Annotated in this window: 25 protein-coding genes, 2 pseudogenes and 1 riboswitch; of the genes and pseudogenes, 16 read left to right on the top strand and 11 right to left on the bottom strand. The window is 58.8% G+C overall.

The window, feature by feature from the left end; all coding sequences use genetic code 11:
- Positions 1 to 13 precede the first annotated feature (13 nt).
- A riboswitch (S-adenosyl-L-homocysteine riboswitch) is annotated at positions 14 to 116 on the bottom strand.
- Positions 117 to 314: 198 nt separating this feature from the next.
- Together ACYZT7_RS30175 and ACYZT7_RS30170 are read left to right on the top strand one after the other, a co-directional pair.
- Positions 315 to 719: an acyl-CoA thioesterase gene (locus ACYZT7_RS30175; RefSeq protein ID WP_462039304.1), complete on the top strand. Its 405-nt coding sequence runs from the start codon at positions 315 to 317 to the stop codon at positions 717 to 719.
- 73 nt (positions 720 to 792) lie between these two features.
- Complete coding sequence (locus ACYZT7_RS30170; RefSeq protein ID WP_462039303.1) at positions 793 to 1,680, top strand: formate/nitrite transporter family protein; 888 nt, start codon at positions 793 to 795, stop codon at positions 1,678 to 1,680.
- 22 nt (positions 1,681 to 1,702) lie between these two features.
- Here the strand turns inward: ACYZT7_RS30170 and ACYZT7_RS30165 are convergent, their stop codons facing one another.
- Positions 1,703 to 2,887: an MFS transporter gene (locus ACYZT7_RS30165; protein WP_462039302.1), complete on the bottom strand. Its 1,185-nt coding sequence runs from the start codon at positions 2,885 to 2,887 to the stop codon at positions 1,703 to 1,705.
- Between the two features lie 218 nt (positions 2,888 to 3,105).
- Between ACYZT7_RS30165 and ACYZT7_RS30160 the strand changes: the two genes are divergently transcribed.
- Together ACYZT7_RS30160 and ACYZT7_RS30155 are read left to right on the top strand one after the other, a co-directional pair.
- Complete coding sequence (locus tag ACYZT7_RS30160; RefSeq protein WP_095127118.1) at positions 3,106 to 3,939, top strand: EamA family transporter; 834 nt, start codon at positions 3,106 to 3,108, stop codon at positions 3,937 to 3,939.
- A 40-nt stretch (positions 3,940 to 3,979) separates the two neighbouring features.
- A complete protein-coding gene (locus ACYZT7_RS30155; RefSeq protein WP_462039301.1) occupies positions 3,980 to 4,363 on the top strand; it encodes an MAPEG family protein in 384 nt (127 codons plus the stop codon).
- A 106-nt stretch (positions 4,364 to 4,469) separates the two neighbouring features.
- On the opposite strand, the gene mltA is transcribed toward ACYZT7_RS30155, so the two are convergent.
- Entirely contained in the window at positions 4,470 to 5,654 is a 1,185-nt protein-coding gene (gene mltA / locus ACYZT7_RS30150; RefSeq protein ID WP_462039300.1) for a murein transglycosylase A, read from the bottom strand.
- A 128-nt stretch (positions 5,655 to 5,782) separates the two neighbouring features.
- On the opposite strand from mltA, the gene ACYZT7_RS30145 reads away from it, so the two are divergent.
- A complete protein-coding gene (locus ACYZT7_RS30145) occupies positions 5,783 to 6,232 on the top strand; it encodes a c-type cytochrome (protein ID WP_462039299.1) in 450 nt (149 codons plus the stop codon).
- 63 nt (positions 6,233 to 6,295) lie between these two features.
- On the opposite strand, the gene ACYZT7_RS30140 is transcribed toward ACYZT7_RS30145, so the two are convergent.
- From ACYZT7_RS30140 to ACYZT7_RS30125, 4 genes are all read right to left on the bottom strand, one after another.
- Complete coding sequence (locus ACYZT7_RS30140) at positions 6,296 to 6,691, bottom strand: DUF1090 domain-containing protein (RefSeq protein WP_462039298.1); 396 nt, start codon at positions 6,689 to 6,691, stop codon at positions 6,296 to 6,298.
- A gap of 97 nt (positions 6,692 to 6,788) precedes the next feature.
- Entirely contained in the window at positions 6,789 to 8,468 is a 1,680-nt protein-coding gene (gene ligB, locus ACYZT7_RS30135; RefSeq protein ID WP_462039297.1) for an NAD-dependent DNA ligase LigB, read from the bottom strand.
- A 159-nt stretch (positions 8,469 to 8,627) separates the two neighbouring features.
- A complete protein-coding gene (gene metK, locus ACYZT7_RS30130) occupies positions 8,628 to 9,818 on the bottom strand; it encodes a methionine adenosyltransferase (protein ID WP_462039296.1) in 1,191 nt (396 codons plus the stop codon).
- A gap of 18 nt (positions 9,819 to 9,836) precedes the next feature.
- Positions 9,837 to 10,832 (bottom strand): ArsR/SmtB family transcription factor, encoded by a 996-nt coding sequence (locus ACYZT7_RS30125; protein ID WP_462039295.1) that lies wholly within the window; start codon positions 10,830 to 10,832, stop codon positions 9,837 to 9,839.
- A gap of 273 nt (positions 10,833 to 11,105) precedes the next feature.
- Between ACYZT7_RS30125 and tkt the strand changes: the two genes are divergently transcribed.
- The 6 genes from tkt (at position 11,106) to fba (ending at position 17,553) form a co-directional block, all read left to right on the top strand.
- Positions 11,106 to 13,103 (top strand): transketolase, encoded by a 1,998-nt coding sequence (gene tkt, locus ACYZT7_RS30120; RefSeq protein WP_462039294.1) that lies wholly within the window; start codon positions 11,106 to 11,108, stop codon positions 13,101 to 13,103.
- 178 nt (positions 13,104 to 13,281) lie between these two features.
- A complete protein-coding gene (gene epd / locus ACYZT7_RS30115) occupies positions 13,282 to 14,349 on the top strand; it encodes an erythrose-4-phosphate dehydrogenase (protein ID WP_462039293.1) in 1,068 nt (355 codons plus the stop codon).
- Between the two features lie 12 nt (positions 14,350 to 14,361).
- Positions 14,362 to 15,525, top strand: a complete 1,164-nt coding sequence (locus ACYZT7_RS30110) for a phosphoglycerate kinase (protein ID WP_462031153.1) — start codon at positions 14,362 to 14,364, stop codon at positions 15,523 to 15,525.
- A 34-nt stretch (positions 15,526 to 15,559) separates the two neighbouring features.
- A complete protein-coding gene (locus tag ACYZT7_RS30105) occupies positions 15,560 to 15,781 on the top strand; it encodes a hypothetical protein (RefSeq protein WP_462039292.1) in 222 nt (73 codons plus the stop codon).
- Positions 15,782 to 15,837: 56 nt separating this feature from the next.
- Entirely contained in the window at positions 15,838 to 16,170 is a 333-nt protein-coding gene (locus ACYZT7_RS30100; protein ID WP_462039291.1) for an MliC family protein, read from the top strand.
- A gap of 318 nt (positions 16,171 to 16,488) precedes the next feature.
- Positions 16,489 to 17,553 carry a class II fructose-bisphosphate aldolase gene (fba, locus tag ACYZT7_RS30095; protein ID WP_046045276.1) on the top strand — a complete coding sequence of 355 codons (1,065 nt, stop codon included), beginning with the start codon at positions 16,489 to 16,491 and terminating at the stop codon, positions 17,551 to 17,553.
- Positions 17,554 to 17,630: 77 nt separating this feature from the next.
- Here fba and ACYZT7_RS30090 read toward each other — a convergent pair whose 3' ends face one another.
- Complete coding sequence (locus ACYZT7_RS30090) at positions 17,631 to 18,830, bottom strand: type II toxin-antitoxin system HipA family toxin (RefSeq protein WP_449645620.1); 1,200 nt, start codon at positions 18,828 to 18,830, stop codon at positions 17,631 to 17,633.
- Positions 18,827 to 19,078: a helix-turn-helix domain-containing protein gene (locus ACYZT7_RS30085; RefSeq protein ID WP_449645621.1), complete on the bottom strand. Its 252-nt coding sequence runs from the start codon at positions 19,076 to 19,078 to the stop codon at positions 18,827 to 18,829. The genes ACYZT7_RS30090 and ACYZT7_RS30085 overlap by 4 nt, the downstream gene beginning before the upstream one ends.
- Before the next feature lie 124 nt (positions 19,079 to 19,202).
- Between ACYZT7_RS30085 and ACYZT7_RS30080 the strand changes: the two are divergent.
- A pseudogene (locus tag ACYZT7_RS30080) lies at positions 19,203 to 19,481 on the top strand (class II fructose-bisphosphate aldolase); the annotation flags it as partial.
- Here ACYZT7_RS30080 and ACYZT7_RS30075 read toward each other — a convergent pair.
- A pseudogene (locus tag ACYZT7_RS30075) lies at positions 19,476 to 19,753 on the bottom strand (fructose-bisphosphate aldolase); the annotation flags it as partial. The pseudogenes ACYZT7_RS30080 and ACYZT7_RS30075 sit on opposite strands and share 6 nt — an antisense overlap.
- Positions 19,754 to 20,401: 648 nt before the next feature.
- Positions 20,402 to 21,070 (bottom strand): polysaccharide lyase family 7 protein, encoded by a 669-nt coding sequence (locus tag ACYZT7_RS30070; RefSeq protein WP_462039290.1) that lies wholly within the window; start codon positions 21,068 to 21,070, stop codon positions 20,402 to 20,404.
- A 320-nt stretch (positions 21,071 to 21,390) separates the two neighbouring features.
- Here ACYZT7_RS30070 and ACYZT7_RS30065 point away from each other — a divergent pair, with 320 nt between their 5' ends.
- The 3 genes from ACYZT7_RS30065 to ACYZT7_RS30055 are packed head-to-tail and all read left to right on the top strand — an operon-like array spanning position 21,391 to position 24,379.
- Positions 21,391 to 23,514: a putative bifunctional diguanylate cyclase/phosphodiesterase gene (locus ACYZT7_RS30065; RefSeq protein ID WP_462039289.1), complete on the top strand. Its 2,124-nt coding sequence runs from the start codon at positions 21,391 to 21,393 to the stop codon at positions 23,512 to 23,514.
- A 45-nt stretch (positions 23,515 to 23,559) separates the two neighbouring features.
- On the top strand, positions 23,560 to 24,051 hold the full coding sequence (locus ACYZT7_RS30060) for a M48 metallopeptidase family protein (protein ID WP_033060381.1): 492 nt from the start codon (positions 23,560 to 23,562) through the stop codon (positions 24,049 to 24,051).
- A 31-nt stretch (positions 24,052 to 24,082) separates the two neighbouring features.
- The gene (locus tag ACYZT7_RS30055; RefSeq protein WP_007894945.1) at positions 24,083 to 24,379 is read left to right on the top strand and encodes a winged helix-turn-helix domain-containing protein; all 297 of its coding nucleotides are present in this window, start codon (positions 24,083 to 24,085) and stop codon (positions 24,377 to 24,379) included.
- 136 nt (positions 24,380 to 24,515) lie between these two features.
- Here ACYZT7_RS30055 and ACYZT7_RS30050 read toward each other — a convergent pair whose 3' ends face one another.
- On the bottom strand, positions 24,516 to 24,968 hold the full coding sequence (locus tag ACYZT7_RS30050) for a GNAT family N-acetyltransferase (protein ID WP_462039288.1): 453 nt from the start codon (positions 24,966 to 24,968) through the stop codon (positions 24,516 to 24,518).
- A gap of 258 nt (positions 24,969 to 25,226) precedes the next feature.
- Between ACYZT7_RS30050 and ACYZT7_RS30045 the strand changes: the two genes are divergently transcribed.
- On the top strand, positions 25,227 to 25,964 hold the full coding sequence (locus tag ACYZT7_RS30045; RefSeq protein ID WP_462039287.1) for a substrate-binding periplasmic protein: 738 nt from the start codon (positions 25,227 to 25,229) through the stop codon (positions 25,962 to 25,964).
- Positions 25,965 to 25,979: the final 15 nt, after the last annotated feature.

Below are 25,979 nucleotides of genomic sequence, written 5' to 3'. Positions count from 1 at the left end.
CATTCGTAATGTATGCGAATGGGCGCCGTTGTGCGTTTAGTGCCTGGTCGATGACGACCAAGCAACGCCCCATCCGAGCCTGACAGGTCGAACCTGCTGCAGCGCCCCTCGGACAGGTGGCGGGAAAACGGTATCAATTGAAGATGACCGTTCTGAAACGGTGGCGATTATAGCGGGCTATTCTTATCTTCCAAAGCCTTTCTGTTGATCAATGTCTGAACGGTAATCGAGACCATAGTCGATGCTTGATAGAGCTCTAGGTCGGGCTCTGCCATGATGCCCACCATCATTCGGCAAGACGCTCAGGAGTGAATATGAATTTCCACACCCGCAAATGGGTAAAACCCGAAGACCTCAACCCCAACGGCACGCTATTCGGCGGCAGCCTGTTGCGCTGGCTCGACGAAGAAGCGGCGATCTACGCCATCGTCCAGCTGGGCAATCAGCGTGTGGTCACCAAGTACATTTCCGAGATCAACTTCGTCAGCGCCTCGCGTCAGGGCGACATCATTGAACTGGGCATCACCGCCACCGAATTCGGTCGCACCTCAATCACCCTCAAGTGTGAAGTGCGTAACAAGATCACCCGCAAAAGCATCCTGACGGTGGAGAAGATTGTCTTCGTCAATCTGGGTGAAGACGGCTTGCCTGCACCGCACGGCCGGACCGAGATCACGTACGTCCAAGACCAGTTCAAGGATGATGGCATCAGCGAGTGATATAGGCGGCCACTGAACAGCTCCGAACCGCGCGTGTCGTACCTACATGACACCCTGTTGGCTCCGGAGCTATATGGACACGCAAAAAGACGGCAAGACCCCGAACCTCTCGCCTGAAGAACAGCGCGACGTCGACAAGAGCCAGCCGCCACGGGCGGCGGTGCTGCACGAAATCATCCGCACCCAGGGCGATAAGGAGCTTGAACGCAGCGTCGCCGCACTGTGGTGGTCGGCGCTGGCGGCCGGCCTGACCATGGGCCTGTCGCTGATGGCCATGGGGCTGCTCAATTCCCGTCTGCCGGACGGCGAAGGCTTCAAGGTGATCGCCAGCTTCGGTTACTGCGCGGGTTTTCTTGCGGTCATTCTCGCCCGTCAGCAATTGTTCACCGAGAACACGCTGACGGCTGTGCTGCCGATCATGACCAAACCCACACTAAACAATTTCGGTCGGCTGCTACGCCTGTGGTCGGTGGTGCTGGTGGGCAACCTCTGCGGCACGTTGCTGGTGGCGTATGTGATGCTGCATCTGCCGATTTTCGACAGCAAGACCGACCTGGCTTTCCTCGATATCGGGCGCAAGATCATGGAGAACGACGCGAGCCAGATGTTCGCCAAAGGCATTGTGTCGGGCTGGATGATCGCCACCATGGTCTGGATGATTCCGTCCATGGAGAGCGCCAAGATGTGGATCATCATCCTCATCACGTACCTCATGGCGCTGGGGGATTTCACCCACATCGTGGTCGGTTCGGCCGAGGTCTCGTATCTGGTATTTGCCGGCAAGTTGCCATGGAGGGATTTCTGGCTGGTGTTCGCCGGGCCGACGCTGGTGGGGAATATCATCGGCGGCAGCTTCATCTTCGCGCTGATCAGCCATGCGCAGATTCGTAGCGAGAGCGGGCCGCCGAAGACGTCTGCGGATCAAGGCCCGGAGCCCGATCCGCAGAAGAGCAAAAAGTAATAAGTTTGAAATCTTTGTTAGATCAAGGGCCACCCGACCCATCAGCAAGGCGGACCACACCCGCCCCACGACGTTGCAGATAGATGTAGAAAGCCGCCGTCACCACCGTCAACCCACTGACCAGCGCTCCGGTCCACGGCAAGTCCGCCAGATCCGCGCCACTGGCGACAACCAGCCCACCTATCCACGCACCGGCCGCGTTACCGAGGTTGAACGCGCTCTGGTTCAACGTTGAACCCAGGTTCGGTGCCTCATGCGCCTGGTCAATGATCAGCAATTGCAAAATCGGACACAGGGCAAAGGCGAAGATCCCCCACAACACCAGCGTGATCGCGGCTGGAATTACCGAGTGGCTGGTCTGTGTGAACGCGGCCAGCACGACCAGCACGGCCAGCGCCATGCCGACCAGTGAAGGCAGCAAACGGTTGTCCGCCAGTCGACCACCGAGCATGCTGCCCGCGGTCAAACCCACGCCAAATAACAACAGCATGATGGTTACGCCATGCGGGCTGACGCCGGTGATGTCTTGCAGGATGGGGGCGATGTAAGTGAAGACGCTGAACAGGCTGGTTGACGCCAGCACGCTCATGCCCAGCGCCAGCAACACATTGGCTTTACCCAGCACTTTGAATTCGCTGGCCAGGTTGGCCTTGTCCATGGCGATGTCCTTCGGCAACCAGACCCACTGCGCGATCGCGGCAATCACGCCGATCACCGACACCGCCCAGAACGTCGACCGCCAGCCGGCGTATTGCCCGAGCGCGGTGCCCAAAGGCACGCCCAGCACGTTGGCCAGGGTCAGGCCGGTGAACATCATCGCAATCGCCTGGGCGCGTTTGTTCGGTGCCACCAAACCGGCGGCGACCACTGAACCGATGCCGAAGAACGCGCCGTGGCACAGAGCAGTAATCACCCGGGCGGCCATCAGCGTGGCGTAGTTCGGCGCCAATGCGCAAAGAATGTTGCCGAGGATGAACATCAACGTCATGCCAAGCAGCGTGGCTTTGCGCGGCATGTTGGCGGTACCGACCGCGAGGATTGGTGCACCGAACACCACGCCCAGGGCGTAGCCGGTGATCAGCAGGCCCGCATCGGGAATGCTCACGGCGAGGTCGCGGGCCACATCGGGCAGCAAACCCATGATGACGAATTCAGTGGTGCCGATGCCGAACGCGGCAACAGCGAGGGCAAGCAAGGCGAGTGGCATGCGCAAGGTCTCTGTCGGTAGTCTTGACGCTCTGATCAGGCATACGCATGCCGACGCCCGTTCTCGATGAGAGTGGGCGGGGGCAGAAATTATTGGAATTAGTCTGTGCGCAACTGAGTGCGGCGTGGTCGCTTGCAGTATAAACAGCTGCTGACATATGGCGAATCAATTATCTGGGCGCTTGCCTTAGGGACCAACAATAAATAAAGGAGTGTGCCGTGCTTGCAACAGCACTGGTGTTAGTAGCCGCGCTGTTGCACGCGGCGTGGAATACCCTGATCAAATTCAGTGCGGAACGGCTGCTGGTGGTGGCCTGCATGGACAGCGTTGCAATGCTGTTTGTCGCACTGATGCTGCCGTTCGTGGCGTTGCCACCCCTGGACATCTGGCCGTGGATTCTGGCGTCGGCGGCGTTCGAGTTGCTCTATCGATATCTGCTGATCCAGGCCTATCGGGTTGGTGATCTCGGGCTGGTCTATCCGCTGATGCGTGGTTTGTCGCCGCTGGTGGTGCTGGCACTGACGCTGATCTTTGCCGGGGAAGTGCTGACGAACCAGCAGATCTTCGGGATTCTGCTGATCCCGTTCGGCATGCTGTGCCTGCTCTGGCAGGGCGGTGGCGGTGCGCGTTTGCCGTGGTCGATGCTGCCGGTGGTGGCGTTGATCGGTTTGTGCATCGGCTGCTACACCTTCATCGACGGCCAGGCGTTGCGACGCTGGTCGCATCCGCTGGATTACCTGGTGTGGGTCACGTTGCTCAGCGCCTGGCCGTTCCCGTTACTGGCTCTGGTGCGTAAACGACCGGCCTTCATGTTGTTCTGGCGTGAGCAGTGGCGACTGGGGTTGGCGGTCGGGTTTTGCGTGTTGTTCAGCTACGCTCTGGTGCTGTGGGCCATGCAGCTGGGCTCGATTGCCGAAGCGGCGGCATTGCGCGAGATCAGCGTGATTCTGGTGGTGCTGTTCGGCATGCGTTACCTGAAAGAACCTTTCGGCAGGCCTCGGCTCTTAGCCTGTGGGCTGGTGCTGATCGGCATTCTGGTAATGAAGTTTTGACTGGAGCTCGACTCTTGAAACTTGAAGAAGGGATTGCGTTATGACGGTTGCTCTGTGGTGCATTTTGATCGCGATTTTCCTGCCCTATATCTGCACGGGCATCGCCAGGGCCAGTGGCGGGTTCAGGCCGAAAGACAACCATGACCCCCGTGACTTTCTCGAGTCACTGAATGGTTTTGGCCGACGCGCGTATGCGGCGCATCTGAACAGTCTTGAAGTGATTCCCGCGTTCGCGGCGGCGGTGATCGTTGCGCACCTGGCCGGTAATGCCGAACTGGTGACGATCAATGTGCTGTCGGTGTTGTTTATCACCAGTCGGCTGCTGTACATCATTTGCTACTTGGCGGACTGGGCGATTTTGCGGTCGCTGGTGTGGTTGGTGGGGATGGGGTTGATCGTCAGTTTCTTTGTGGTTTCTGTCTGACAGCTCGCTCCCACAGGGTCTGGCTGACCACAAAACTTGTGTTCACTGGAGATCCACTGTGGGAGCGAGCTTGCTCGCGATTGCTATTTAACCGCCGATACAGGTCTCAGGGGCTGGTCTTCGCCGCATCAGCCACCTGAGGCACTTGAGGCAGGGCTGCGCCTTTAGGCCAGAGCATCCAGATCTGCCCCTGCTGTTTCATGTCGCCGGCCAATTGCCCGGCCGCATCGCCCGTGCCCCAGAACAGGTCCGCACGGACTTCGCCGGCAATTGCGCCGCCGGTGTCCTGAGCGGCAACCGGGCGTACCAGTGCGGTACCGTCCGGTTTAGTGGTCGATAACCACAGCAGACTGCCCAGCGGAATCACTTTGCGATCCACCGCCGCGCTGTAGCCGGCGGTCAGCGGTACGTTCAGCGAGCCGCGAGGTCCTTCGTTGCTGTCCGGATTGCGAGTGAAGAATACGTAGCTGGGGTTGCTGCCCAGCAGTTCCGGAATGCGCGTCGGATTGGCCTTGGCCCAATGGCTGATGGCGCCCATGGTCACTTCTTCTTTTTTCAGCTCGCCCTGGTCCACCAGCCAGCGGCCGATCGGTCGATACGGATGACCGTTCTGGTCGGCATACGCAATGCGCAATTGACGGCCGTCGTCGAGCTGAATGCGACCCGAACCCTGGATTTGCAGGAATTGCAGGTTCATCGGATCGGTCAGCCAGGCAACAACCGGTGCCTTGACCCCTTTGGTTTCAATCGTGGCCGCATCGTCGTAAGGCTTGAGCACGCGACCTTCGAGTCGTCCGCGCAGGCGTTTGCCTTTGAGTTCCGGGTAGATGCTATCCAGAGAGACGATGATCATGTCCTCGGGCACACCATACACCGGGATGTTTGCCACTTCGGTCTGGGTCAGGCTGCCGGAGTAGACCGGCTCGTAATAGCCGGTGATCAAGCCGTTGGGATTGTCATTGGCGGCGCGCAGACCGTAGACGTCGAGGTTCTGCTTGAGGAAGCCACGAATGTCGCTGGCGGTTTGCGGTATGTTGGCGGCAGCCGCGCAGGTCGAGCCCCACACCGGGTCGGCTTTGAGTCGGGTGCAGGCGCTGCGCCACGAGCCGAAGCCGGCCACCAGGTCGTTGTCGGACACTGTCGGAAGGGCTTCCCACGTGGCGCTGGAGTAGGTGGCCAGGGCGTGGGTTTTCGGTTTGTTGTTGTCGCCACCGGTGCAGCCCGCAAGCACGGCCACTATCGGAAGGGTCCAGGCGAGGTTGTGACGCCATGCCTTGAAACGGCTGTTCATGGAGTAATTCCTTTGTCGGTTGCCTGAGTGCTCCATGCGCTCAAACAACCCGTATTGATAATAGGGCTATTGGTCTTTACCGATGACGCGAGGATACTGGTCGCCGTTTCCCGTGACCTGAAGCCACCATGACTCTTAAAAGACTTTCTGTTGTATTGCTGGCCTGCCTGATGTTGTCTGCTTGCGGTGGTGTCGACCCCAACTCGCCGCTGGGCCAGCGCAAGGCGATCTTCAAGCAAATGCTCAAGACCGGCGAAGATCTGGGCGGCATGTTGCGTGGCCGCATCCCGTTTGACGGCCCGAAATTCGCTGACGGTGCCGTGAAACTCGATGCGTTGTCCCGTGAACCCTGGAAACATTTTCCGCAAGTGCGCGAAGAAGATCACACCAGCGCCAAGAGCGACGTCTGGCAGAAACAGGAACACTTCCAGGACATGGCCCGCACCCTTGAAGTCGCCACCGGTGAATTGGTGACTGCCAGCAAGGTCCAGCCTTACAAGGCCAGTAACCTGGGGCCGGCCGTGCAGAAGGTCGAAGATGCCTGCAGTGCTTGCCATAAAGAGTTCCGGGATCATTGATCTCAGATCAGAGGTGGACGCGGAGCGTCCATGGCTGCATTCCCACGCAGAGCGTGGGAACGATCACTTATCCAGCTCATCGAGTGCGTTCTGCAATTCCTTGCGGGACTCGGCGAGTTTGTCTTTGCGCTTGTTGATCTTCTCGGCGTCGCCTTTCTTCATGGCCTTGTCGAGATCAGCCTGACGCGTGCTGACTTCGTGCTTGGCGTCGAGCACCTTGTTCTCCCGTTCTTTCTTCAGGGAAGCGTCGGTGCAATGAGCGGTGACTTCGCTCAGGGCTGTTTCAAGGCCTGCCTGCTGATCAGCATTGCCGTGAGACTTGGCCAGTTCAATCTGGTTGATGATGCCCTGCTTCTTCGCGGCGCAGCCGGTCAGCCCCGGAGCTTCTTCGGCGGCCATCAGTGGCGTGGCCATCACGCTGCAAAGGGTCAACAGGGCGAACGGTGAAAGAAGTTTCATAAAGGCTCCATGTGAAAAGACAATCGGGTCGATGTGGCGATGGGGTGTTTGAGCCCAGCGGCACCATTGGGTTCCGGGTTGGTGGGCATCACCCGTTTTAAAAACCGTCAATCCCGGCAACACGTAATGTTTCACTCAAGGCCAGGACCTGCGGGTCGCGGAAAAATGCACTCAACTGCGCTGCGCGTCCCGGGCCGATGCCAGGTTCTGACTGCCATTGTTCGGTGCTTCGTTGCGCCAGCTCCTGCCATGAGTTGGCGAGGCGTGCCTGGCCCGTCGGTGGCAAACCCAAGGCCTTGAGCCAGCGAGCGAATGGGCGTTGCCGGGCACTGTTGAAGCTGTTCAAAAGACGAGCACTGCTGCGTTCGCCGAAGCCGTTGATGTTAGCAAGCTCTTGAGCATCGAGGGTCATCCAATCCAGCAGGCCATTCAGACGGCCTGTTTCGAAAAGTTTCTCCCAAGTGCCAGGACCGACATGGGGCAGGGCCAGTCCCTGCTTGCCGCTGAGCCAGGTCAGTCGGGCGAGGAATTGGCTTTCGCACCCCGGTGTCGGCTGCCAGCAACTCAAATGATGAAAGTCCTCAGCCAGCGGTACGCTCAATTCAGCGCGTTGGGTGCTGCGCAGCATGACACCGTCAAGCCTTGGAATGGTCAGGCCTGCCAGGCTGATGGCGACCCGGTCTCCAGGCCGGATATCCAGCATTTCCCAGCGTTGCAGTGAGCTCACACTGACTCGTTTGATCTGCCGGTCATCAAGCATTACCGGTGTCAGTTCCAGGACCGGCGTGATCCGTCCGGTCCGTCCAATGTTGAAGTGGACCTTGCGCACCTCGGCCAACGCCTGAGCAAAAGGGTATTTCCAGGCGACGCTCCAATAAGGTGGTTTGGCCTGCCAGCGCTCGGCGAGTGGACGCTGACCCTGGCGCAGGACAATCCCATCACTGGCGAAGGGCAGGGGCGAGCGATACCAGTGATCTCGCCAGCGTTCGGCATCGGCGAATACCTTGATCGAGTGGCTGTAAGGTGCGGAGCTTGGGAAACCCAACTCATCCAGGGCCGCGACGCGGGCGGGCAAACTGGCCGGGCCTTGGGGCCAGTCCCAGACAAACAGGCCGATCCCGGCGGCGTGCTCAGTGCTCAATTTTTTACGGGCCATCAAACCGGCCACGGTAGCGCGCGCATTGAGGCTGCCGGCCTGGGCCTGTACGTGGTCGGTCAGGCGCCAATAGAGTTCACCTTGCAGCAGCAGGTCCCGCGGTTGTGGCAATAGTTTGGGGATGGCGGCGATCTGGCGCGCCGAAGTCGTCCAGTCCTGGCCATTTATCCCATCACCGCGACTGATTGCCTGAGTCAGCAGGCCTTTGCGATAGATTAGCGTCACCGCCACACCGTCGATTTTTGGCTGGATCCAGACATCGTTCCGACCTTTTAGCCAGGCTTCGACGGCGCGACCATCGTGGAGTTTTTCCAGGCCGGTGTGGGCGATGGGGTGAGCAATCGTGCCGCCCGCGGTGCGTAACGGTTCTGCGGATTGGCCCAGGCCAAAACAGGTGCGCCATTCGGTCAGTCGCACACGGGACTGATCGTAGAGTTCGTCGGCGACCAATGAGCGGCCTTCCCGGTGATAGCTGTCGTCCCAGAGGTCGATTTGTTTTTGCAGTGACGAGACTTCGTCCAGGGCGCGTGAGGGTGGCCAGTCGGGGCATTCGGCGGCGTGGGTGGTCAGGCAGAAAGATGTCAGTAGAAAACCGAAAAACACGCGCAGGTTGAGCAGCATCGTGAGCGTCCTTGCTCAAGTGGAATGCTTGAAGGCTAGGACGGATTTTCAGGATGAGCAGGCCGGCTGTTTTTCAGCGTGTGTCGGCATCCGGACAGCGGACAATAAAAAGCCCCGCACGGCGAACCGCGCGGGGCTTTTGGTATCGCCAAGGAAGTTTTACAGGCCGGCAGCAGCGCGCAAGGAATCGGCGCGGTCGGTCTTTTCCCAGGTGAAGGTGGTGAACGTGTCTTCGCCCACAGTTTTGGTTTCCGGGGTGCGACCGAAGTGGCCGTACGCAGCGGTTTCCTGGTACATCGGGTGCAGCAGGTCGAGCATGGTGGTGATTGCGTATGGTCGTAGGTCGAACACTTCGCGAACCAGTTTGACGATTTTGTCGTCGCTGATCTTGCCGGTGCCGAAGGTGTTCAACGAGATCGACGTCGGCTGAGCAACACCGATCGCGTAGGAAACCTGGATTTCGCAACGCTCGGCCAGGCCGGCCGCCACGATGTTTTTAGCCACGTAACGACCCGCGTAGGCGGCCGAACGGTCAACCTTCGATGGATCTTTACCGGAGAACGCGCCGCCGCCGTGACGGGCCATGCCGCCGTAGCTGTCAACGATGATCTTGCGACCGGTCAGGCCGCAGTCGCCTACCGGGCCACCGATGATGAACTGGCCGGTCGGGTTGATGTGGAATTGGGTGTCTTTGCTCAGCAGTTCGGCAGGCAGTACGTGCTTGACGATCAGTTCCATCACGCCTTCGCGCAGGTCTTTGTAGGACACGTCAGGGTTGTGCTGGGTCGACAGTACAACGGCGTCGATACCGACAACCTTGCCGCCTTCGTAGCGGCAAGTCACTTGCGACTTGGCGTCCGGGCGCAGCCAAGGCAGCAGGCCGGATTTACGGGCTTCGGCCTGACGCTGAACCAGCTGGTGCGAGAAGGTGATCGGCGCTGGCATCAGCACGTCGGTTTCGTTGCTGGCGTAGCCGAACATCAGGCCCTGGTCGCCGGCGCCTTGATCTTCAGGCTTGGCACGGTCGACACCTTGGTTGATGTCTGGGGACTGCTTGCCGATGATGTTCATCACGCCGCAAGTGGCGCCGTCGAAGCCGACATCGGAGCTGTTATAGCCGATGTCCAGAATGACGCTACGCACGATCTCTTCCAGATCGACCCAGGCCGATGTGGTGACTTCACCCGCGATGATTGCCACGCCGGTTTTAACCAGTGTCTCGACCGCTACACGGGCGAATTTGTCTTCAGCAATGATGGCGTCCAGCACCGCATCGGAAATCTGGTCGGCGATTTTGTCCGGATGTCCTTCGGACACGGACTCGGAGGTGAAGAGGGAGTATTCGCTCATCTCGATTTTTTCCTGAATTTACCGATGGTGAGTGTCGCCAGCCGGTCGCTGAAAATGGCGGACCTGGATCTGGAAACCATTACGTAAGCCTACATAGAGGCTTTCCCCGGGAGCGAGTCCCGCAGCGGTGGCCCAACGGGCCAAATCGTCCTGTTCAAACCCCAACCATAGATCACCGCAGGCCTCCCTGGCCCAACTCTGGTTGTGGCTACATAACTCTGTCACGAGCAGGCTACCGCCCGGGTGCAGCAAGTTGGCCATGTGCTTGAGTGCTTCGGCCGGCGCGGCGAAATGGTGCAGCACCATGTTCAGTACAACGCAGTCAGCCTTGAGGCGGACACCGTTCAATGCATCGGCCAATTGCAGGCTGACGTTAGCCAGCGTTTCACGTTCGCAAACCTGGCGCGCCAGTTCGAGCATCGCCGGGCTGTTGTCCAGCGCCGTGACCTGGGTGAAGCGGCGCGCCAGTTCCGGCAGAAATGCGCCATCTCCGGGGCCGACTTCGATGGCCGTGGCGCCTTCGCTGAAACTCAACTTGTCGAGCAATGCCACCACGCTTTCGCGGTATTGCGGCAGGCCGGCGATCAAGTCTTGCTGAGCGCGAAACTTTTCCGCGACCCGTGAGAAAAAGTCCTGGCTGGCCGCCGCTCGTTGCCCATGGACCTGACCGATCCGCGACTGCACCTCGGCAGGCAGGGTCAGGTTATCCACTTCCTCCAGTAGCGCAGCGTGCAGCTTGCCGCCCAGCAGGTCGGTGTGGGGCAGGGCGCGGCGGTAGAAAATCGCGTTGCCTTCGCGGCGCGTCGCCACCAGATCGGCCTGGGCCAATACCTTGAGGTGGTGACTCATGCCGGACTGACCGATGCCGAAGATCTGCGCCAGTTCCAGCACGCCGAACGAATCGTTGGCCAGCGCGCGCAGTACATTCAGACGCAGAGGATCACCGCCGGCCTTGCACAGGGCCGCCAGCTCATCGCAATTGTCAGGTCGAATGGAAGGTGCGCGTAAATTCATAAGGCCAGCAGTCTAGTGATGGTCAGAAATCATCGCAAGAGCAATATCAAAAAGTTTTGATATTGCTCGATAGATGGCACTTCTCGGGGAAAGGGTCACTCTACAAATCGTCAGCGGAAAGGTTTCATCAGGCGAATGCGACTTTATCCACCGGAAAAACGCCTTCAGATGACTATCTGTCATTGCCCCGAGGCGGCCCGGTGAGGGAAAATGCTCGCCTTTTTTCCGTTTCGTTTTATTCACTCTCGATTCAGAACCCGCAGGAGAACAGCGATGCCCAGCCGTCGTGAGCGTGCCAACGCCATTCGTGCCCTCAGCATGGATGCCGTGCAAAAAGCCAACAGCGGCCATCCCGGTGCCCCTATGGGTATGGCGGATATCGCCGAAGTACTTTGGCGTGACTACCTGAAGCACAACCCGAGCAATCCATCGTTCGCCGACCGTGACCGCTTCGTGCTGTCCAACGGTCACGGCTCGATGTTGATCTACTCGCTGCTGCACCTGACCGGCTACGATCTGTCGATCGATGACCTGAAGAACTTCCGCCAGCTGCACAGCCGCACCCCGGGCCACCCGGAACTCGGCTACACCCCGGGCGTTGAAACCACCACCGGTCCACTGGGCCAAGGCCTGGCCAACGCCGTTGGTTTTGCCTTGGCAGAGAAAGTCCTGGCGGCGCAATTCAACCGTCCGGGCCACAACGTCGTCGACCACCACACCTACGTGTTCCTGGGTGATGGCTGCATGATGGAAGGCATTTCCCACGAAGTCGGCTCCCTGGCCGGTACGTTGGGCCTGGGCAAACTGATCGCCTTCTACGATGACAACGGCATCTCCATCGACGGCGAAGTCGAAGGCTGGTTCACCGATGACACGCCTAAGCGTTTCGAAGCCTACAACTGGCAGGTCATCCGCAACGTCGACGGTCACGACCCTGAAGAGATCAAGATCGCGATCGAAACCGCGCGTAAAAGCGAGCAACCGACGCTGATCTGCTGCAAGACCACCATCGGTTTCGGTTCTCCGAACAAGCAAGGCAAAGAAGACTGCCACGGCGCCCCACTGGGTGACGCGGAAATCGCTCTGACCCGCGCTGCGCTGAAATGGAATCACGGCCCGTTCGAAATCCCGGCCGACATCTACGCCGAGTGGGACGCCAAGGAAACCGGCCGCGCGGCCGAGGCCGAGTGGGATCAGCGTTTCGCGGCCTACTCTGCAGCTTTCCCTGAGTTGGCCAACGAGCTGATTCGTCGTCTGAGCGGCGACCTGCCGGAAGACTTCGCTGAAAAAGCCTCTGCTTATATTGCTGAAGTCGCCGCCAAGGGCGAAACCATCGCCAGCCGTAAAGCCAGCCAGAATGCACTGAATGCCTACGGCCCGCTGTTGCCTGAACTGCTGGGCGGCTCCGCTGACCTGGCCGGTTCCAACCTGACCCTGTGGAAAGGTTGCAAAGGTGTTTCGGCTGAAGACGCCAGCGGCAACTACATGTACTACGGCGTTCGCGAGTTCGGCATGAGCGCGATCATGAATGGCGTGGCTCTGCACGGCGGTCTGGTGCCTTACGGCGCGACCTTCCTGATGTTCATGGAATACGCCCGCAACGCAGTGCGCATGGCCTCGCTGATGAAGCAGCGTGTCGTGTTTGTCTACACCCACGACTCCATCGGTCTGGGCGAAGACGGTCCGACTCACCAGCCGATCGAGCAACTGACCAGCTTGCGCAGCACGCCGAACCTCGACACCTGGCGCCCAGCCGATGCCGTTGAATCGGCGGTGTGCTGGAAACTGGCTCTGGAACGCAAGGACGGCCCTTCGGCGCTGATCTTCTCGCGTCAGAACCTGCAGCACCAAACCCGCAATGCGTTCCAGATCGCCGACATCGCCCGTGGCGGTTATGTGTTGAAGGACTGCGCAGGCGAGCCTGAGTTGATCCTGATCTCCACCGGTTCCGAAGTGGGTCTGGCGGTTCAGGCCTACGACAAGCTGACCGAACAAGGTCGCAAGGTGCGTGTGGTTTCGATGCCTTGCACCAGCGTGTTCGATGCTCAGGACGCCGGCTACAAGCAAGCGGTTCTGCCGTTGCAGGTCAGCGCCCGTATCGCCATCGAAGCCGCCCACGCGGACTACTGGTACAAGTACGTGGGCCTGGAAGGCCGCGTGATCGGCATGACCACCTACGGCGAGTCGGCGCCTGCGCCAGCCTTGTTCGAAGAGTTCGGCTTCACCCTGGAAAACATCCTGGGTCAGGCTGAAGAACTGCTGGAAGACTGATCCAGAAGATGTGTCGTCTGAGCTGACGTCATCGCGAGCAAGCTCGCTCCCACAGGGATTTGTTGTGTGACACAAGCAGTGTTCACAACACAAACCCAATGTGGGAGCGAGCTTGCTCGCGATAGCGTCGGTTCAGGCAATACTGAATCAAAGGATTCACACGGTAATCGAGAACCCCATGCCTCAACCGCGTCCTTACAAAGTTGCACTCAACGGCTACGGCCGGATTGGTCGTTGCGTCTTGCGTGCGTTGTTTGAGCGAGGCGATAAGGCCGGGTTTGAAATTGTTGCGATCAACGATCTGGCTGACATGGCCAGCATTGAATACCTGACACGCTTCGACTCCACTCACGGGCGTTTTCCCGGAGAAGTGAAGGTCGACGGCGATTGTCTGCATATTAATGGCGACTGCGTGAAGGTCCTGCGCAGTGCCACCCCCGAAGGCATCGATTGGGCGTCACTGGGCGTCGATCTGGTGCTGGAGTGCTCCGGCGCTTACCACACCCGTGAAGACGGCCAGCGTTTCCTCGACGCCGGCGCGCCTCGCGTGCTGTTTTCCCAGCCGATGGCCAGCGAAGCGGATGTCGACGCCACCATCGTATACGGCGTGAACCAGGATTGTCTGACCGGTGAAGAGTTGCTGGTGTCCAACGCGTCCTGCACCACCAACTGCGGCGTGCCGCTGTTGCGTCTGCTGGATCAGGCCATTGGTCTGGAATACGTGTCGATCACCACCATTCACTCGGCGATGAACGATCAGCCGGTGATCGACGCTTATCATCACGAAGACTTGCGCCGCACCCGTTCGGCGTTTCAGTCGGTGATTCCGGTGTCCACTGGTCTGGCACGAGGCATCGAACGGCTGTTACCGGAACTTGCCGGGAGAATTCAGGCCAAAGCCGTGCGGGTGCCGACGGTTAACGTGTCTTGCCTCGACATTACGATGCAGACCGTGAGCGACACCGACGCCACCGAGGTCAACCGGATTTTGCGCGAGGCCGCCACCAGCGGCCCGCTCAAAGGCCTTCTGGCCTACACCGAGTTGCCTCACGCCAGTTGTGATTTCAACCATGACCCACATTCGGCCATCGTCGATGCCAGTCAGACCCGAGTTTCCGGCCCACGGCTGGTGAACATCCTGGCCTGGTTCGACAACGAATGGGGGTTTGCCAACCGAATGCTGGACGTTGCAGGGCACTATCTGCAATCCGCTGGCTCTCCAAAACACTGCTCTCCAAAACAGTAGGAAATGCGACCCATGACCGTGTTGAAGATGACCGACCTCGATCTGCAAGGTAAGCGCGTACTGATCCGCGAAGACCTCAACGTCCCAGTCAAGGACGGTGTAGTCACCAGCGATGCGCGAATCCTGGCCTCGCTGCCGACCATCAAGCTGGCCCTGGAAAAAGGCGCGGCCGTGATGGTCTGCTCGCACCTTGGCCGTCCGACCGAAGGCGAGTTCTCGGCCGAGAATAGCCTCAAGCCAGTCGCTGATTACTTGAGCAAGGCCCTGGGCCGTGAAGTGCCGCTGGTGGCCGATTACCTCGGCGGCGTCGACGTGAAAGCCGGCGACATCGTGCTGTTCGAAAACGTGCGCTTCAACAAGGGCGAAAAAAAGAACGCTGACGAACTGGCCAAGCAATACGCTGCCCTGTGCGATGTGTTCGTGATGGACGCCTTCGGCACCGCTCACCGCGCCGAGGGTTCGACCCATGGCGTGGCCAAGTTCGCCAAAGTCGCGGCCGCTGGCCCTCTGCTGGCCGCCGAACTGGACGCACTGGGCAAAGCCCTCGGCGCCCCGGCTCAACCCATGGCGGCCATCGTTGCCGGCTCCAAGGTCTCGACCAAACTCGACGTACTCAACAGCTTGAGCCAGATCTGCAACCAACTGATCGTCGGCGGCGGCATTGCCAACACCTTTCTGGCCGCTGCCGGTCACCCGGTCGGCAAGTCTCTGTACGAGCCGGATCTGCTGGACACCGCCCGCGCCATCGCCGCCAAGGTCAGCGTGCCGCTGCCGGTCGACGTCGTCGTTGCCAAGGAATTCGCTGAAAGCGCCACCGCTACCGTCAAGCTGATCGCTGATGTGGCCGCAGATGACATGATTCTGGACATCGGCCCACAGACCGCGGCGAATTTCGCCGAGCTGCTGAAGTCGTCCAAGACCATCCTCTGGAACGGCCCGGTGGGCGTGTTTGAATTCGACCAGTTCGGTAACGGCACCAAAGTCCTGGCCCAGGCCATCGCACAAAGCTCGGCGTTCTCCATCGCCGGCGGCGGCGACACACTGGCAGCGATCGATAAATATGGCGTTGCCGATCAGATCTCCTACATTTCTACCGGCGGCGGCGCGTTCCTCGAATTCGTCGAAGGCAAGGTTCTGCCGGCCGTTGAAGTTCTGGAAAGCCGGGCGAAGGCCTGAGGCCGCCCATTTGACCAGGCAAAGGAGTGTTCAGATGGTCAAGACATTAGCGCTATTGATTGTCGCGGGTTCGCTTGCGGCTTGCGGGAGTAACCCGAAAGCCCCGAAGGTACCCGAGACGCCTGAACAGGACAAAGGCTGCTACCAGGCCGATTGGCAGGCCGAAACCAACCCGGTGATCAACAGGCGTTCCGGGCCTGATGGCCTGGACAAATACGAGACGCAGACCCCGGCCAAGGAACATGGTTGCCCTTGACGGGTCTGACACTTTACTCAGGACTGGCGGCGTGCGTCGTCAGTCGAGGAACATGGATGAAAGGTTTTATCGCCGTTACGGCGCTGGCTCTGCTGGCAGGTTGCGCCAATTTGAACCTGTTCAAGCCTGCCGAATCGACGGACAGCTGGACCACCTGGACCTGCGACAGTCAGGCCAAAGTGCTCTGGCGCTACAGCGACGAAAGCCGCAAGGAAGTCGACGTTCGCCTGGGCGGTGCCGCTCAGGTCTACCGCTTGAAACATGAACCGGGCGCCGACGGTTCGCTGTACAGCAACGACATGCTGGCGTTTCACATAAAAGGTGAGGAAGGCCTGGTGTACTGGGTCGCCACCAATGATTTGATCGGCCGCGGTTGCAAAGCCGAGTAAGACGATTGATTTGATTCACAGAGATCAATGTGGGAGCGAGCTTGTGTGGTGAGGGGATTTATCCCCGTTCGGCTGCGAAGCAGTCGTGAATCGAATGCAAGCGGTGTATCTGATACGCCGCAGTTGCAGGTTTCAGGGTCGCTTCGCGACCCAGCGGGGATAAATCCCCTCACCACACAAGCTCGCTCCCACAGGGTTTCTGCGTACTACCGAATGAGCGGGCCGGGACTAACCCCCGATCTGCAATAACTTGAATAGCCGCCGCCGCTACGGCAGGCTGGCACGATTAACGACCCTCAACCGGGAGATACACACACAATGGCACTTATCAGCATGCGCCAGATGCTGGACCACGCAGCCGAGTTCGGCTACGGCGTTCCAGCCTTCAACGTCAACAACCTTGAGCAGATGCGCGCCATCATGGAAGCCGCTGACAAGACTGACTCCCCGGTGATCGTCCAGGCTTCCGCCGGTGCTCGCAAATACGCCGGCGCACCGTTCCTGCGTCACCTGATCCTGGCGGCAATCGAAGAATTCCCGCACATCCCGGTGTGCATGCACCAAGACCACGGCACCAGCCCTGACGTCTGCCAGCGCTCCATTCAACTGGGCTTCAGCTCGGTGATGATGGACGGTTCCCTGGGCGAAGACGGCAAGACCCCGACCGACTACGACTACAACATCCGCGTTACCCAACAAACTGTAGCCCTGGCTCACGCCTGCGGCGTATCGGTAGAAGGCGAGCTGGGCTGCCTGGGTTCGCTGGAAACCGGCATGGCTGGTGAAGAAGACGGCATCGGCGCCGAAGGCGTTCTGGATCACAGCCAAATGCTGACCGACCCGGAAGAAGCCGCTGACTTCGTCAAGCGCACCCAGGTCGACGCCCTGGCCATCGCCATCGGCACCAGCCACGGCGCGTACAAGTTCACCAAGCCGCCTACCGGCGACGTGCTGGCCATCGACCGCATCAAAGAAATCCACAAACGCATCCCGAACACCCACCTGGTGATGCACGGCTCGTCTTCGGTTCCGCAAGACTGGCTGGCGATCATCAACCAGTACGGCGGCGACATCAAAGAAACCTACGGCGTACCGGTTGAAGAAATCGTCGAAGGCATCAAGCACGGCGTGCGCAAGGTCAACATCGACACCGACCTGCGCCTGGCCTCCACCGGCGCGATGCGTCGCTTGATGGCGACCAACCCGAGCGAGTTTGATCCGCGTAAGTTCTTCGGCGCAACTGTTACTGCGATGCGTGATGTGTGTATCGCTCGCTACGAAGCTTTCGGGACTGCCGGTAATGCTTCGAAGATCAAGCCGATCTCGTTGGAAGCGATGTATCAGCGTTATTTGAAGGGTGAGTTGAACGCTAAGGTTAACTAAGCCTTTAGCGTTTGAATCGCATAAAAAACCCGCCGCGAGGCGGGTTTTTTATGGGCAGGGACTTTTGCGCGCAATCACTACCCAAAAGTCAGAGAAAATGGCGCTGCCGCTTGCTCAATGGCACTGACCACATGAGGTACCTGTTCCCGATACTCAGGATAGCGCTCAAGTACTGCTTCAACCGAGGCAAGCAATTGCTGAATGCGCTCCTGGGGTCGCTCGATCTCACAGGTGTGCGCAAACTCCAGCAGTCCTTGCCGCGAGGCAAACATTGACTTGTTGCCCGCCAGATCCAAAGCCAAAACATCTTCCGGAATATAGGCCGTGGTGTTGACGATGTCGTAGGCCGGCGCCAGGCGTGCATCGCGTTGCGTAGGCTCGGAATAGAGCAATCCGAAGTTTTTCAAATGAGCGTCGCCATTCCCGACAATACAGCTCAGGGCAACGCTATCGAAGAGTTGATCAAGGGAGGTGCGTAAATGTTTAGTCGGGCAGAACACACGGATAGCCTTGGCGATTGCCGCATAGCTTTTGCTGTACTTCTGGTTAGCCGATAGCCCCATCAACACCGCCATGTCTTCAAATCCAATTGGGTTGAGCTGGTCGTCGCGATCAAAGCGACGCATGACAAACAGCTTGGCATTGTCGGAAAGGTAAAACGGCGGAACGGGAATACCGGCCTCCTTCGCAATGGACATGCAAAGGAACTCGTTGATTGCCAGACCGGGATATTCGTCTCGACCGCTTTTGATGATCAGGTCCGAGGTTTTCGAGGTCACTCGTGGTAATCCGGTTTCTTGGCGTTCCGGTACCAACACTTTGGGTTGAACGCCGGAAATGCCGGCACGCAGAATGTAGCGATCAAGAATGTCAGCGAAGATATCTTCCGTGCCGTCCCACGTCAGAATCTCTTCGAGTTTTTCCCCCGGAAATTGTTGCTCCTCCAGCAAGGCGTCAACCGTTTCAGAGCGCACTTGAACCCTGCCAATGGGCGAAGTGCTGCCGGAAAGCGCCAGTAACAGCATCGGGTCGACATTCACAGTCTTGGCTAATCGATTTCGCAGTTGCTCCAATACATAGCCTTCCGGCAGGTTCATCTGAAAAACAGGGTGCAGTTCACGCCGACGAAACTCGTCATGCCTTACTGGCATCGACAAGCTGATAGCCATTTCTGGCGATGCATCTTCGTGATAACGGAAAGTGAAGTCTTCGGCATCGCTGAAAAGCCTGCCGCTACGCCCCTCAGGCGTGCTGACTTTGAGAGAGGTCATCTTCATTCGAATAAATCCCCAAGCTCTTCAAGGGTCGGCATAGCAGCTGGAACGACAGCAAGCTCACAATCCAGAGCGCCAAGGACACGCGCATAGGCGATCATGCCGACAGACAGAGTACCTTTCTCTACTGCAATGACTTTGTATCGTGTCAGTCCCGCGAGGTCGGCAAGCTGTGCTTGCGTCAGACCGCGATTTATACGTTTTTCGCGTAATTGGTTGCCAAGACGGCTGATCAACAGAAAATAATCCATGTTCCGCTACCGTAACATTCATAGCTGAATGTAGCGTATGCGAAACATTTTATCTACGTCGTATTTAAGTCCACGGCCAGCGGCGACACGGGGATCATAGATCGTCAAGAATCCACAAACGCATCCGAACACCCGCCTGGTGATGCACGGTCCTTGATGGGTTCCACGAGAGTGGCTGGCGATCATCAACCAGTACGGCGGCAACATCAAAGAAACCTACGGCGTACCGGTTGAAGAAATCGTCGAAGGTATCAAACACGGCGTGCGCAAGGTCAGCATCGACACCGACCTGCGCCGGGCCTCCACCGGTGCGATGCGTCGCCTGATGGCCACCAACCCGAGCGAGTTTGATCCGCGTAAGTTCTTTGGCGCGACGGTGACTGCGATGAGTGATGTGTGTATCGAACCCACTCTGCTCAATCACCCCAAACACATCCGCAATGTCCTGGACCATGATCCGGGCAATGTTGGTGACGGTGTTGATATCGTTCTCGGCGTAGTCCGGCAGGCTGGTGCAGGCCATGAGTGCAGGTATTTGAGAACGGCGTTGAGGCGTTCGCTGACGCAGTTGTGGAGTTCGCGCAGCGGGGCGTCGCTGTCGATGAGCAGGACGGGGTAGTCGGTGGCGAATTGGGACATGGGGGTGAAGCGGCGGGGCGGTAGCTGATTTGACATGGGTAATCCTTAACTCAAGAAAAGAATTAGCCACCGTTTGCTGCGAAACAAATTGGGTGACAGCTGTGCGCGGGTTCGCAGACCGAGGAGTTAAGACCCGGCAGACCCGAGAGTCTCCCACGCACAGCCGCCATAAAAACGCGAGTACGGGCAAGCGCTGCCCGTGTCGTATTTTGACGGTTGTGGTTCTAACTCGGTAGGGCTGCGAAACCCTATCGCCGACTGTAGCCGGCGACGGGGCGAACTATAAGCGGCGACTTTGGTGGCTGCAACCGGGGTGTAGGACCGCGCACTTTTGGCGAAGGGGCTTGTCGGAACGCCGCATCGCCCCGTTCGGCGACGCAGCCGTCGTAAAACCGGGCACTGCGGTGTGTCTGAAGAAATCGGGTGGCAGGGTTTGGGGCTGCTTTGCCGCCCAGCGGGAGCAAGCTCCCTCGTTACGGTGGGAGTGGTCCTACGAATTTTGCGGACGCCAGGATTTTGTAGCAGCTGTCGAGCCTGCGAGGCTGCGTTCGATCGCGAAGCGGTCGCAATCTGGCAAACACAGGCTTCCTGAAAAAACGCAGTCGCCGGTTTTACGACTGCTTCGCAGCCGGACGCAGCCTCGCGGGCTCCGGCAGCTACGGGGATTGAGTCGCGCTTAAGGGCTTACTTGTCGTGATCAATATCGAGTTTGCTGAACGTCACTTTTCCGCCTTCACTGGTGTACCCGGTGTTGTCCTGCACATAAACCCCAGCCTTGAAGTACAGCGGCTTGTCGCGCCAGGACGCGCTGATGTCGGTGTTCCACTGATAGCCCGCCGCACTGATGCCCAGCGCGCCGCCCGGGCTCAGGTGGATGAGGTAGTTGAATTCCTTATCCAGTTTCACCCCGGTAGCAAGGGTGATCACCCGCCCTTCACCGTCATCAGGGCGCATACGAACCTTGGCGACGATGTTGCCCGACTGCGTGCTGGTCGAGTACTGATACTCGAGCTTCACCATGGGTTTCTGGCTTTGATAGGCGTGGATCTGGCCAATGACGATCTTGCCCGAGCTCGGTACCTGGTTCACCGCCAGGGTGGCACGCAGGGAGTTGTCGGCGTCCGGGTAGAGCCAGTTGCGCAGGGTGCCGTTGCTGTAGGTTTCGCGAAGTTCGGTGCGGGGATACTTTGCGTTTTCAGTTTTAGTGCCGGTCACCGGCGACCAGAAAAACAACGTGCCGGTGTTGGAATGGAAGTATTGATCCTTGAAGCCGTCCACCAGTTTGCTTGTTTCAACGGTGTACGGCGGATTGCCGACAGGAACGCTGAGGTTCCAGGTTGCGAGATCGATCATAGACAAAGCTTCCACAGATTTTGCAGCACGGACGTACCAGAAGCTCTGGCACGCGCCTCGGGGGCATTCTTTATAATCGCAGAAGTTCAATTTGTTAATGTGTAAATGACAAGCGGTTGACGTCAAACTCCTGTCAAAAGGCCATTTTTCCCGGTTTCAGGGGCCTGTAGCGCCGACCGTTAGTCGGTAAACGAACGCTTTGGTTAAATGATGGCGCACTGACACCTACTGCTTTCGCGGATCCCGGTCTAGAGTGAAGACTTAGTATTTGTCCGGTTTTCACGAAAAACCGGCCTGACGTCCCGCATAAGAGAAGCAGCATGGAATGCGCGCAACCCACGCCAGCTGAAGGCAGTTCAATTCTTTTAATCGTCGATGATTACCCTGAAAACCTGATCAGCATGCGCGCGTTGTTGCAGCGCCAGGACTGGCAGGTCATGACCGCCGCCTCTGGCTTCGAGGCACTCAGTCTTTTACTCGAGCACGATGTCGATCTGGTACTGCTGGATGTGCAGATGCCGGACATGGACGGTTTTGAAGTGGCGCGCCTGATGCGTGGCAGTCAGCGAACTCGCCTGACCCCCATCATTTTCCTCAGCGCCAACGAACAGTCCCAGGACGCCGTGATCAAGGGCTATGCCAGCGGCGCGGTGGATTACCTGTTCAAGCCGTTCGACCCGCAAATTCTCAAGCCAAAAGTCCAGGCGCTGCTCGAGCATCAGCGCAATCGCCGTGCGTTGCAGCGCCTGAGCCATGATCTGGAGGTCGCACGCGCGTTCAATGCCTCGGTGCTGGACAACGCCGCCGAAGGCATCCTGGTGGTCGGTGAGGACGGTCTGATCCGCTTTGCCAATCCGGCGATGTCGCGGCTACTCAATGCCACGGTGCAAGACCTGCAGGGCAAAGAGTTCCTGGATTTCCTGCAAAATCCGCACATCCCGATCTGGGCTGACTCCGAGCTGTTCGCCGGTTACAAACGCGGCGAAACCCTGCGACTGCACGATGCATTGCTGCGTACGGCGCCCGGTCAACAGGTGCCCGTGGCGTTGTCCTGCGCGCCATTGCCCAGCGAACAACATGCGATGGTGGTGACGGTGCTGGACATGTCGGTGGTGCGCCATCTGCATCAGCAGCTGGAGTTCCAGGCGGTCACTGACCCATTGACCGGGCTGCTCAATCGTCGCGGCTTTTATCAGACGGCGGAAAACCTGCTGCTGCGTGGGGAACGTTCCGACAGCGCCTGGGTTCTGCTGTATCTGGACCTCGACGGCTTCAAGCGGGTCAATGATTCCCTCGGTCACGATGCCGGCGACCGGGTGCTGCGTTGGGTGTCCGAGCAGTTGAAGGCCAGTCTGCGGCCCTTCGACATTCTGGCGCGCATGGGCGGTGATGAGTTCACTGCTTTGCTGGATCTGGAATTCCCCGAGCAAGCGGCAAAAATTGCCGAGAAACTCATTGAGCGGGTGTCGATCTGTCAGCAGATTGATGGTCTGGATATCGCATTGGGCGCCAGTATCGGCATTGCGACGTATCCGGATTGCGGTGCCAATCTCGACGGCTTGCTGCGCGCATCCGACATCGCCATGTACGAAGCCAAGCGCGCCGGCCGTCAGCAATATCGTTTCTACGATCACGAGATGAACGGCCGCGCACGCTCGCGGCTGATGCTCGAAGAAAGTGTGCGCGCGGCGATCGAGAACCGTGATTTCAATTTGGTGTATCAACCTCAGCTGGCCATTGCCAGTGGGCAGATTCGCGGCTTCGAAGCGCTGCTGCGCTGGCAACACCCGAGCGTCGGCGATGTACCGCCGGGGCTGTTTTTGCCGTTGCTGGAAGAGGCGCGGTTGATCAGTCGCCTGGGCAGCTGGATCTATCAACAAGTGGCGAGCCAGCTAAAAGCCTGGGAAACCTTGTTTGCTGAGGATCTGGTGCTGGGCGTCAGTTTGAGCAGTACGCAGTTTGGCATGCCCAATCTGGTCACCGAGTTGCGCCAGGTACTGGAGCGTCATGGTGTGCAGGCGCGCCATCTGGAAGTCGAGGTCACTGAAGAGGGCTTGATGCAAAACCCGGAGGAAACTCGCAAACAGCTGCGCCTGCTGCGAAACCTGGGCGTGCGAGTGGCCTTGGATGACTTCGGTTCCGGGCCGTGTTCGCTGGCTCATCTGCGTGATCTGGAGCTGGATACGCTTAAGCTCGACCGGCATTTGATTGCCCGGCTACCGGAGTCCTCACGCGATGCGGCGCTGGTGCGCAATGTGATCGACCTGTGCAAGCAGTACGGGATGCTGGTGGTCGCCGAAGGGGTGGAAACCGTTGCGCAATATCGATGGCTGCAAGCCAATGGTTGCGAGTACGTGCAAGGGTTTCTGGTCGCACGGCCGATGATGGCCGAGGACGTCGGCGACTTCGTGCAGCCGTTCGACTGGAACACGCTGACCGGCTGAATTCGCTACACTGGCGACCTTTTCGTGAATCGTGTTGCCGCCCCAATGACCGCGTTGAAATACCTCCAGGCCTATCCCGCCGCGCTGCAGGACCAAGTGCGCCAGCTGATCGCCGACGGTCGGCTGGGCGACTACCTGAGCCAGCGTTACCCGGAAAAACATCGGGTACAGAGCGACAAGGCGTTGTACACCTACACGCTGGACCTCAAGCAGGAATACCTGCGTAACGCCCCGGCCATCGACAAGGTGTTGTTCGACAACCGCCTCGACCTGACCCACCGCGCCCTCGGCCTGCACACCGCGATATCCCGGGTGCAGGGCGGCAAGCTCAAGGCCAAGAAAGAAATTCGTGTCGCTTCGTTGTTCAAGGAGGCGCCTGCCGAGTTTCTGAAAATGATCGTGGTGCATGAACTGGCGCACTTCAAGGAGTCGGATCACAACAAGGCGTTCTACAAACTGTGCGAACACATGTTGCCGGGGTATCACCAGGTGGAGTTCGATGTGCGGGTGTACCTGACGTGGCGGGATATGCAATAGAGATCAAAATATCGCAACCGGGAGTGTTTAGATGGATGTAAGCAAGACCAAGAGCAGCTTCTATCGTCGGTTGTACGTGGCGTACCTGATTGATAGCGGGCTGGCCAGTAGCGTCCCGGCGTTGACCGAAGTCACCGGCATGCCCCGACGCACGGCTCAGGACACCATCGCGGCATTGGCGGATCTGGATATTGTTTGCGAGTTCGAGCAGGAAGAAGGCGCGCGCAATCATGCCGGGCGCTATCGGATTCGTGAGTGGGGGGCGATAGATCGGGGGTGGATCGAGCGCAATCTTCGGCAGATCAAAGCGGTGCTGGAATATCCTTGAACTGACGCGGTGACTGAACTGACGTCATCGTCGGATCGCCGCCCGGAGCAAGCTCGCTCCCACACTGATCCGCGGCGCAACGAAGATTTACTGTGGGAGCGAGCTTGGTCCGGGCGGCGTTCCGACGATAGGGCCCTCAGGGACGGCGCATCCCGATATGCGGAATGCCATCCTCCAGAAACTCCTCACCCGCCACCACAAACCCGTACCGCCCGTAATACCCCTGCAAATGCGCCTGGGCCGAGAGATAGATCGGTACTTCAGGCCAGCGCTTTTCAGCCTGCTTCAACGCCTGCGCCATCAGCTCATGCCCAAGCCCGGTGCCGCGCGCTTGAGGGGCAATGATCACCCGGCCGATCACCACGTCACCACCCTGTAACTCCGGGTCGAGCAATCGCAGGTACGCCACCAGCCGATCCCCGTCCCAGGCCATTAAATGGCAGGTGTCACCTTCCAGATCCTGGCCATCGACGTCTTGATAGACGCATTTCTGCTCAACGACAAACACTTCTGCACGCAGCTGCAGAATGGCGTACAGCTGCTCTTTGCCTAGATCGCTGTGGTGTTTGCAGACCCAATCGATTGTCATCTTCACATTCCTTGAACAATGTCGTTCCGATACTAAGCGCCCAGACGAAAGATGTCTTTATGGCAGAGGAATCTGTGACAAAGGCCAAAAAGCCATCATTCATTTCGCGTGGCGTTGTCTTCTTTGTGTAATCTGAGATGAAGCGCTGTGCAGTGGCTTCGATGAGTTAATGTTAGTTCTTGGGTTTGGCCGTACAGGGAGCCTTGGAGTTTTGGCTGAAAACATGTCGGGCGTCCCGCCCGCTAAGGATTTTCGAGCATGCCGCGATTGCATCGAGCCTTTGCTTTGATTGGGTTGCTGTTACTGACTCAAGGCGCGGCAGCGGAAAAGCTGCGATTGGTGGCTGATGCCTGGCCGCCCTTTACCGACGCCACGCTGCTCAACGGTGGGTTGGCCACGGACATCGTCAGCACCGCGCTGGGCCGGGCCGGTTATGCCAGTGATTTCGAACAAGTGCCTTGGGCACGGGCGTTACTGGGGGTGGGTGAGGGTCGATACGACGTGTTGGTCAACGCCTGGTACACCGACGATCGCACGAAACTTGGCCAGTATTCCGGCGAGTATCTGCTCAACCGCGTGCGCTTTCTCAAGCGCAAAGACACACCGATCGAATACAACAACCTGCAACAACTGCATACCTACCCGATAGCGATGGTGCGCGGTTATGCCTATTCGCCGGCGTTTGATGGCGACGTGTCGCTGCAGAAGGTCCCGGTGCACAGCTTCTCCATGGCTGTGCGCATGGTCGCCGCGGACCGGGTCAAATTGACGCTGGAAGACGAATATGTCGCACGTTACTACCTGGCCGGGGAATCCTCCAAGGTGCGCAATGCCGTGGAGTTTTTGCCCAAGCCGCTGAGCGAGAACAGCCTGCACATCCTGGTCAGCCTGAAGAACCCCAGGCATGCACAGATCGTCGCCGGTTTCGACCGCGAGATCGCGGCGATGAAAGTGGATGGGAGTTACGAGAGGTTGATGAAACGCCATGGAATGTGATGGTCGTTCCCACCA

Source organism: Pseudomonas sp. RT4P38 (genome assembly GCF_054897765.1).
The sequence above is the reverse complement of the archived record's forward strand: the minus strand, read 5'-3'. Positions and strand labels throughout refer to the sequence as shown.

What these genes read in the sequence shown, in the direction of transcription:
- ACYZT7_RS30145 (WP_462039299.1), top strand. Translation starts at nt 5,783, where the DNA reads ATGACTCTTAAAAGACTTTCTGTTGTATTGCTGGCCTGCCTGATGTTG.
- ACYZT7_RS30085 (WP_449645621.1), bottom strand. Translation starts at nt 19,078, where the DNA reads ATGGATTATTTTCTGTTGATCAGCCGTCTTGGCAACCAATTACGCGAA.
- tkt (WP_462039294.1), top strand. Translation starts at nt 11,106, where the DNA reads ATGCCCAGCCGTCGTGAGCGTGCCAACGCCATTCGTGCCCTCAGCATG.
- fba (WP_046045276.1), top strand. Translation starts at nt 16,489, where the DNA reads ATGGCACTTATCAGCATGCGCCAGATGCTGGACCACGCAGCCGAGTTC.
- epd (WP_462039293.1), top strand. Translation starts at nt 13,282, where the DNA reads ATGCCTCAACCGCGTCCTTACAAAGTTGCACTCAACGGCTACGGCCGG.
- ACYZT7_RS30170 (WP_462039303.1), top strand. Translation starts at nt 793, where the DNA reads ATGGACACGCAAAAAGACGGCAAGACCCCGAACCTCTCGCCTGAAGAA.
- ACYZT7_RS30140 (WP_462039298.1), bottom strand. Translation starts at nt 6,691, where the DNA reads ATGAAACTTCTTTCACCGTTCGCCCTGTTGACCCTTTGCAGCGTGATG.
- ACYZT7_RS30165 (WP_462039302.1), bottom strand. Translation starts at nt 2,887, where the DNA reads ATGCCACTCGCCTTGCTTGCCCTCGCTGTTGCCGCGTTCGGCATCGGC.
- ACYZT7_RS30070 (WP_462039290.1), bottom strand. Translation starts at nt 21,070, where the DNA reads ATGATCGATCTCGCAACCTGGAACCTCAGCGTTCCTGTCGGCAATCCG.
- ligB (WP_462039297.1), bottom strand. Translation starts at nt 8,468, where the DNA reads ATGCTGCTCAACCTGCGCGTGTTTTTCGGTTTTCTACTGACATCTTTC.
- mltA (WP_462039300.1), bottom strand. Translation starts at nt 5,654, where the DNA reads ATGAACAGCCGTTTCAAGGCATGGCGTCACAACCTCGCCTGGACCCTT.
- ACYZT7_RS30100 (WP_462039291.1), top strand. Translation starts at nt 15,838, where the DNA reads ATGAAAGGTTTTATCGCCGTTACGGCGCTGGCTCTGCTGGCAGGTTGC.
- ACYZT7_RS30065 (WP_462039289.1), top strand. Translation starts at nt 21,391, where the DNA reads ATGGAATGCGCGCAACCCACGCCAGCTGAAGGCAGTTCAATTCTTTTA.
- metK (WP_462039296.1), bottom strand. Translation starts at nt 9,818, where the DNA reads ATGAGCGAATACTCCCTCTTCACCTCCGAGTCCGTGTCCGAAGGACAT.
- ACYZT7_RS30155 (WP_462039301.1), top strand. Translation starts at nt 3,980, where the DNA reads ATGACGGTTGCTCTGTGGTGCATTTTGATCGCGATTTTCCTGCCCTAT.
- ACYZT7_RS30060 (WP_033060381.1), top strand. Translation starts at nt 23,560, where the DNA reads ATGACCGCGTTGAAATACCTCCAGGCCTATCCCGCCGCGCTGCAGGAC.
- ACYZT7_RS30105 (WP_462039292.1), top strand. Translation starts at nt 15,560, where the DNA reads ATGGTCAAGACATTAGCGCTATTGATTGTCGCGGGTTCGCTTGCGGCT.
- ACYZT7_RS30090 (WP_449645620.1), bottom strand. Translation starts at nt 18,830, where the DNA reads ATGAAGATGACCTCTCTCAAAGTCAGCACGCCTGAGGGGCGTAGCGGC.
- ACYZT7_RS30110 (WP_462031153.1), top strand. Translation starts at nt 14,362, where the DNA reads ATGACCGTGTTGAAGATGACCGACCTCGATCTGCAAGGTAAGCGCGTA.
- ACYZT7_RS30175 (WP_462039304.1), top strand. Translation starts at nt 315, where the DNA reads ATGAATTTCCACACCCGCAAATGGGTAAAACCCGAAGACCTCAACCCC.
- ACYZT7_RS30055 (WP_007894945.1), top strand. Translation starts at nt 24,083, where the DNA reads ATGGATGTAAGCAAGACCAAGAGCAGCTTCTATCGTCGGTTGTACGTG.
- ACYZT7_RS30050 (WP_462039288.1), bottom strand. Translation starts at nt 24,968, where the DNA reads ATGACAATCGATTGGGTCTGCAAACACCACAGCGATCTAGGCAAAGAG.
- ACYZT7_RS30045 (WP_462039287.1), top strand. Translation starts at nt 25,227, where the DNA reads ATGCCGCGATTGCATCGAGCCTTTGCTTTGATTGGGTTGCTGTTACTG.
- ACYZT7_RS30125 (WP_462039295.1), bottom strand. Translation starts at nt 10,832, where the DNA reads ATGAATTTACGCGCACCTTCCATTCGACCTGACAATTGCGATGAGCTG.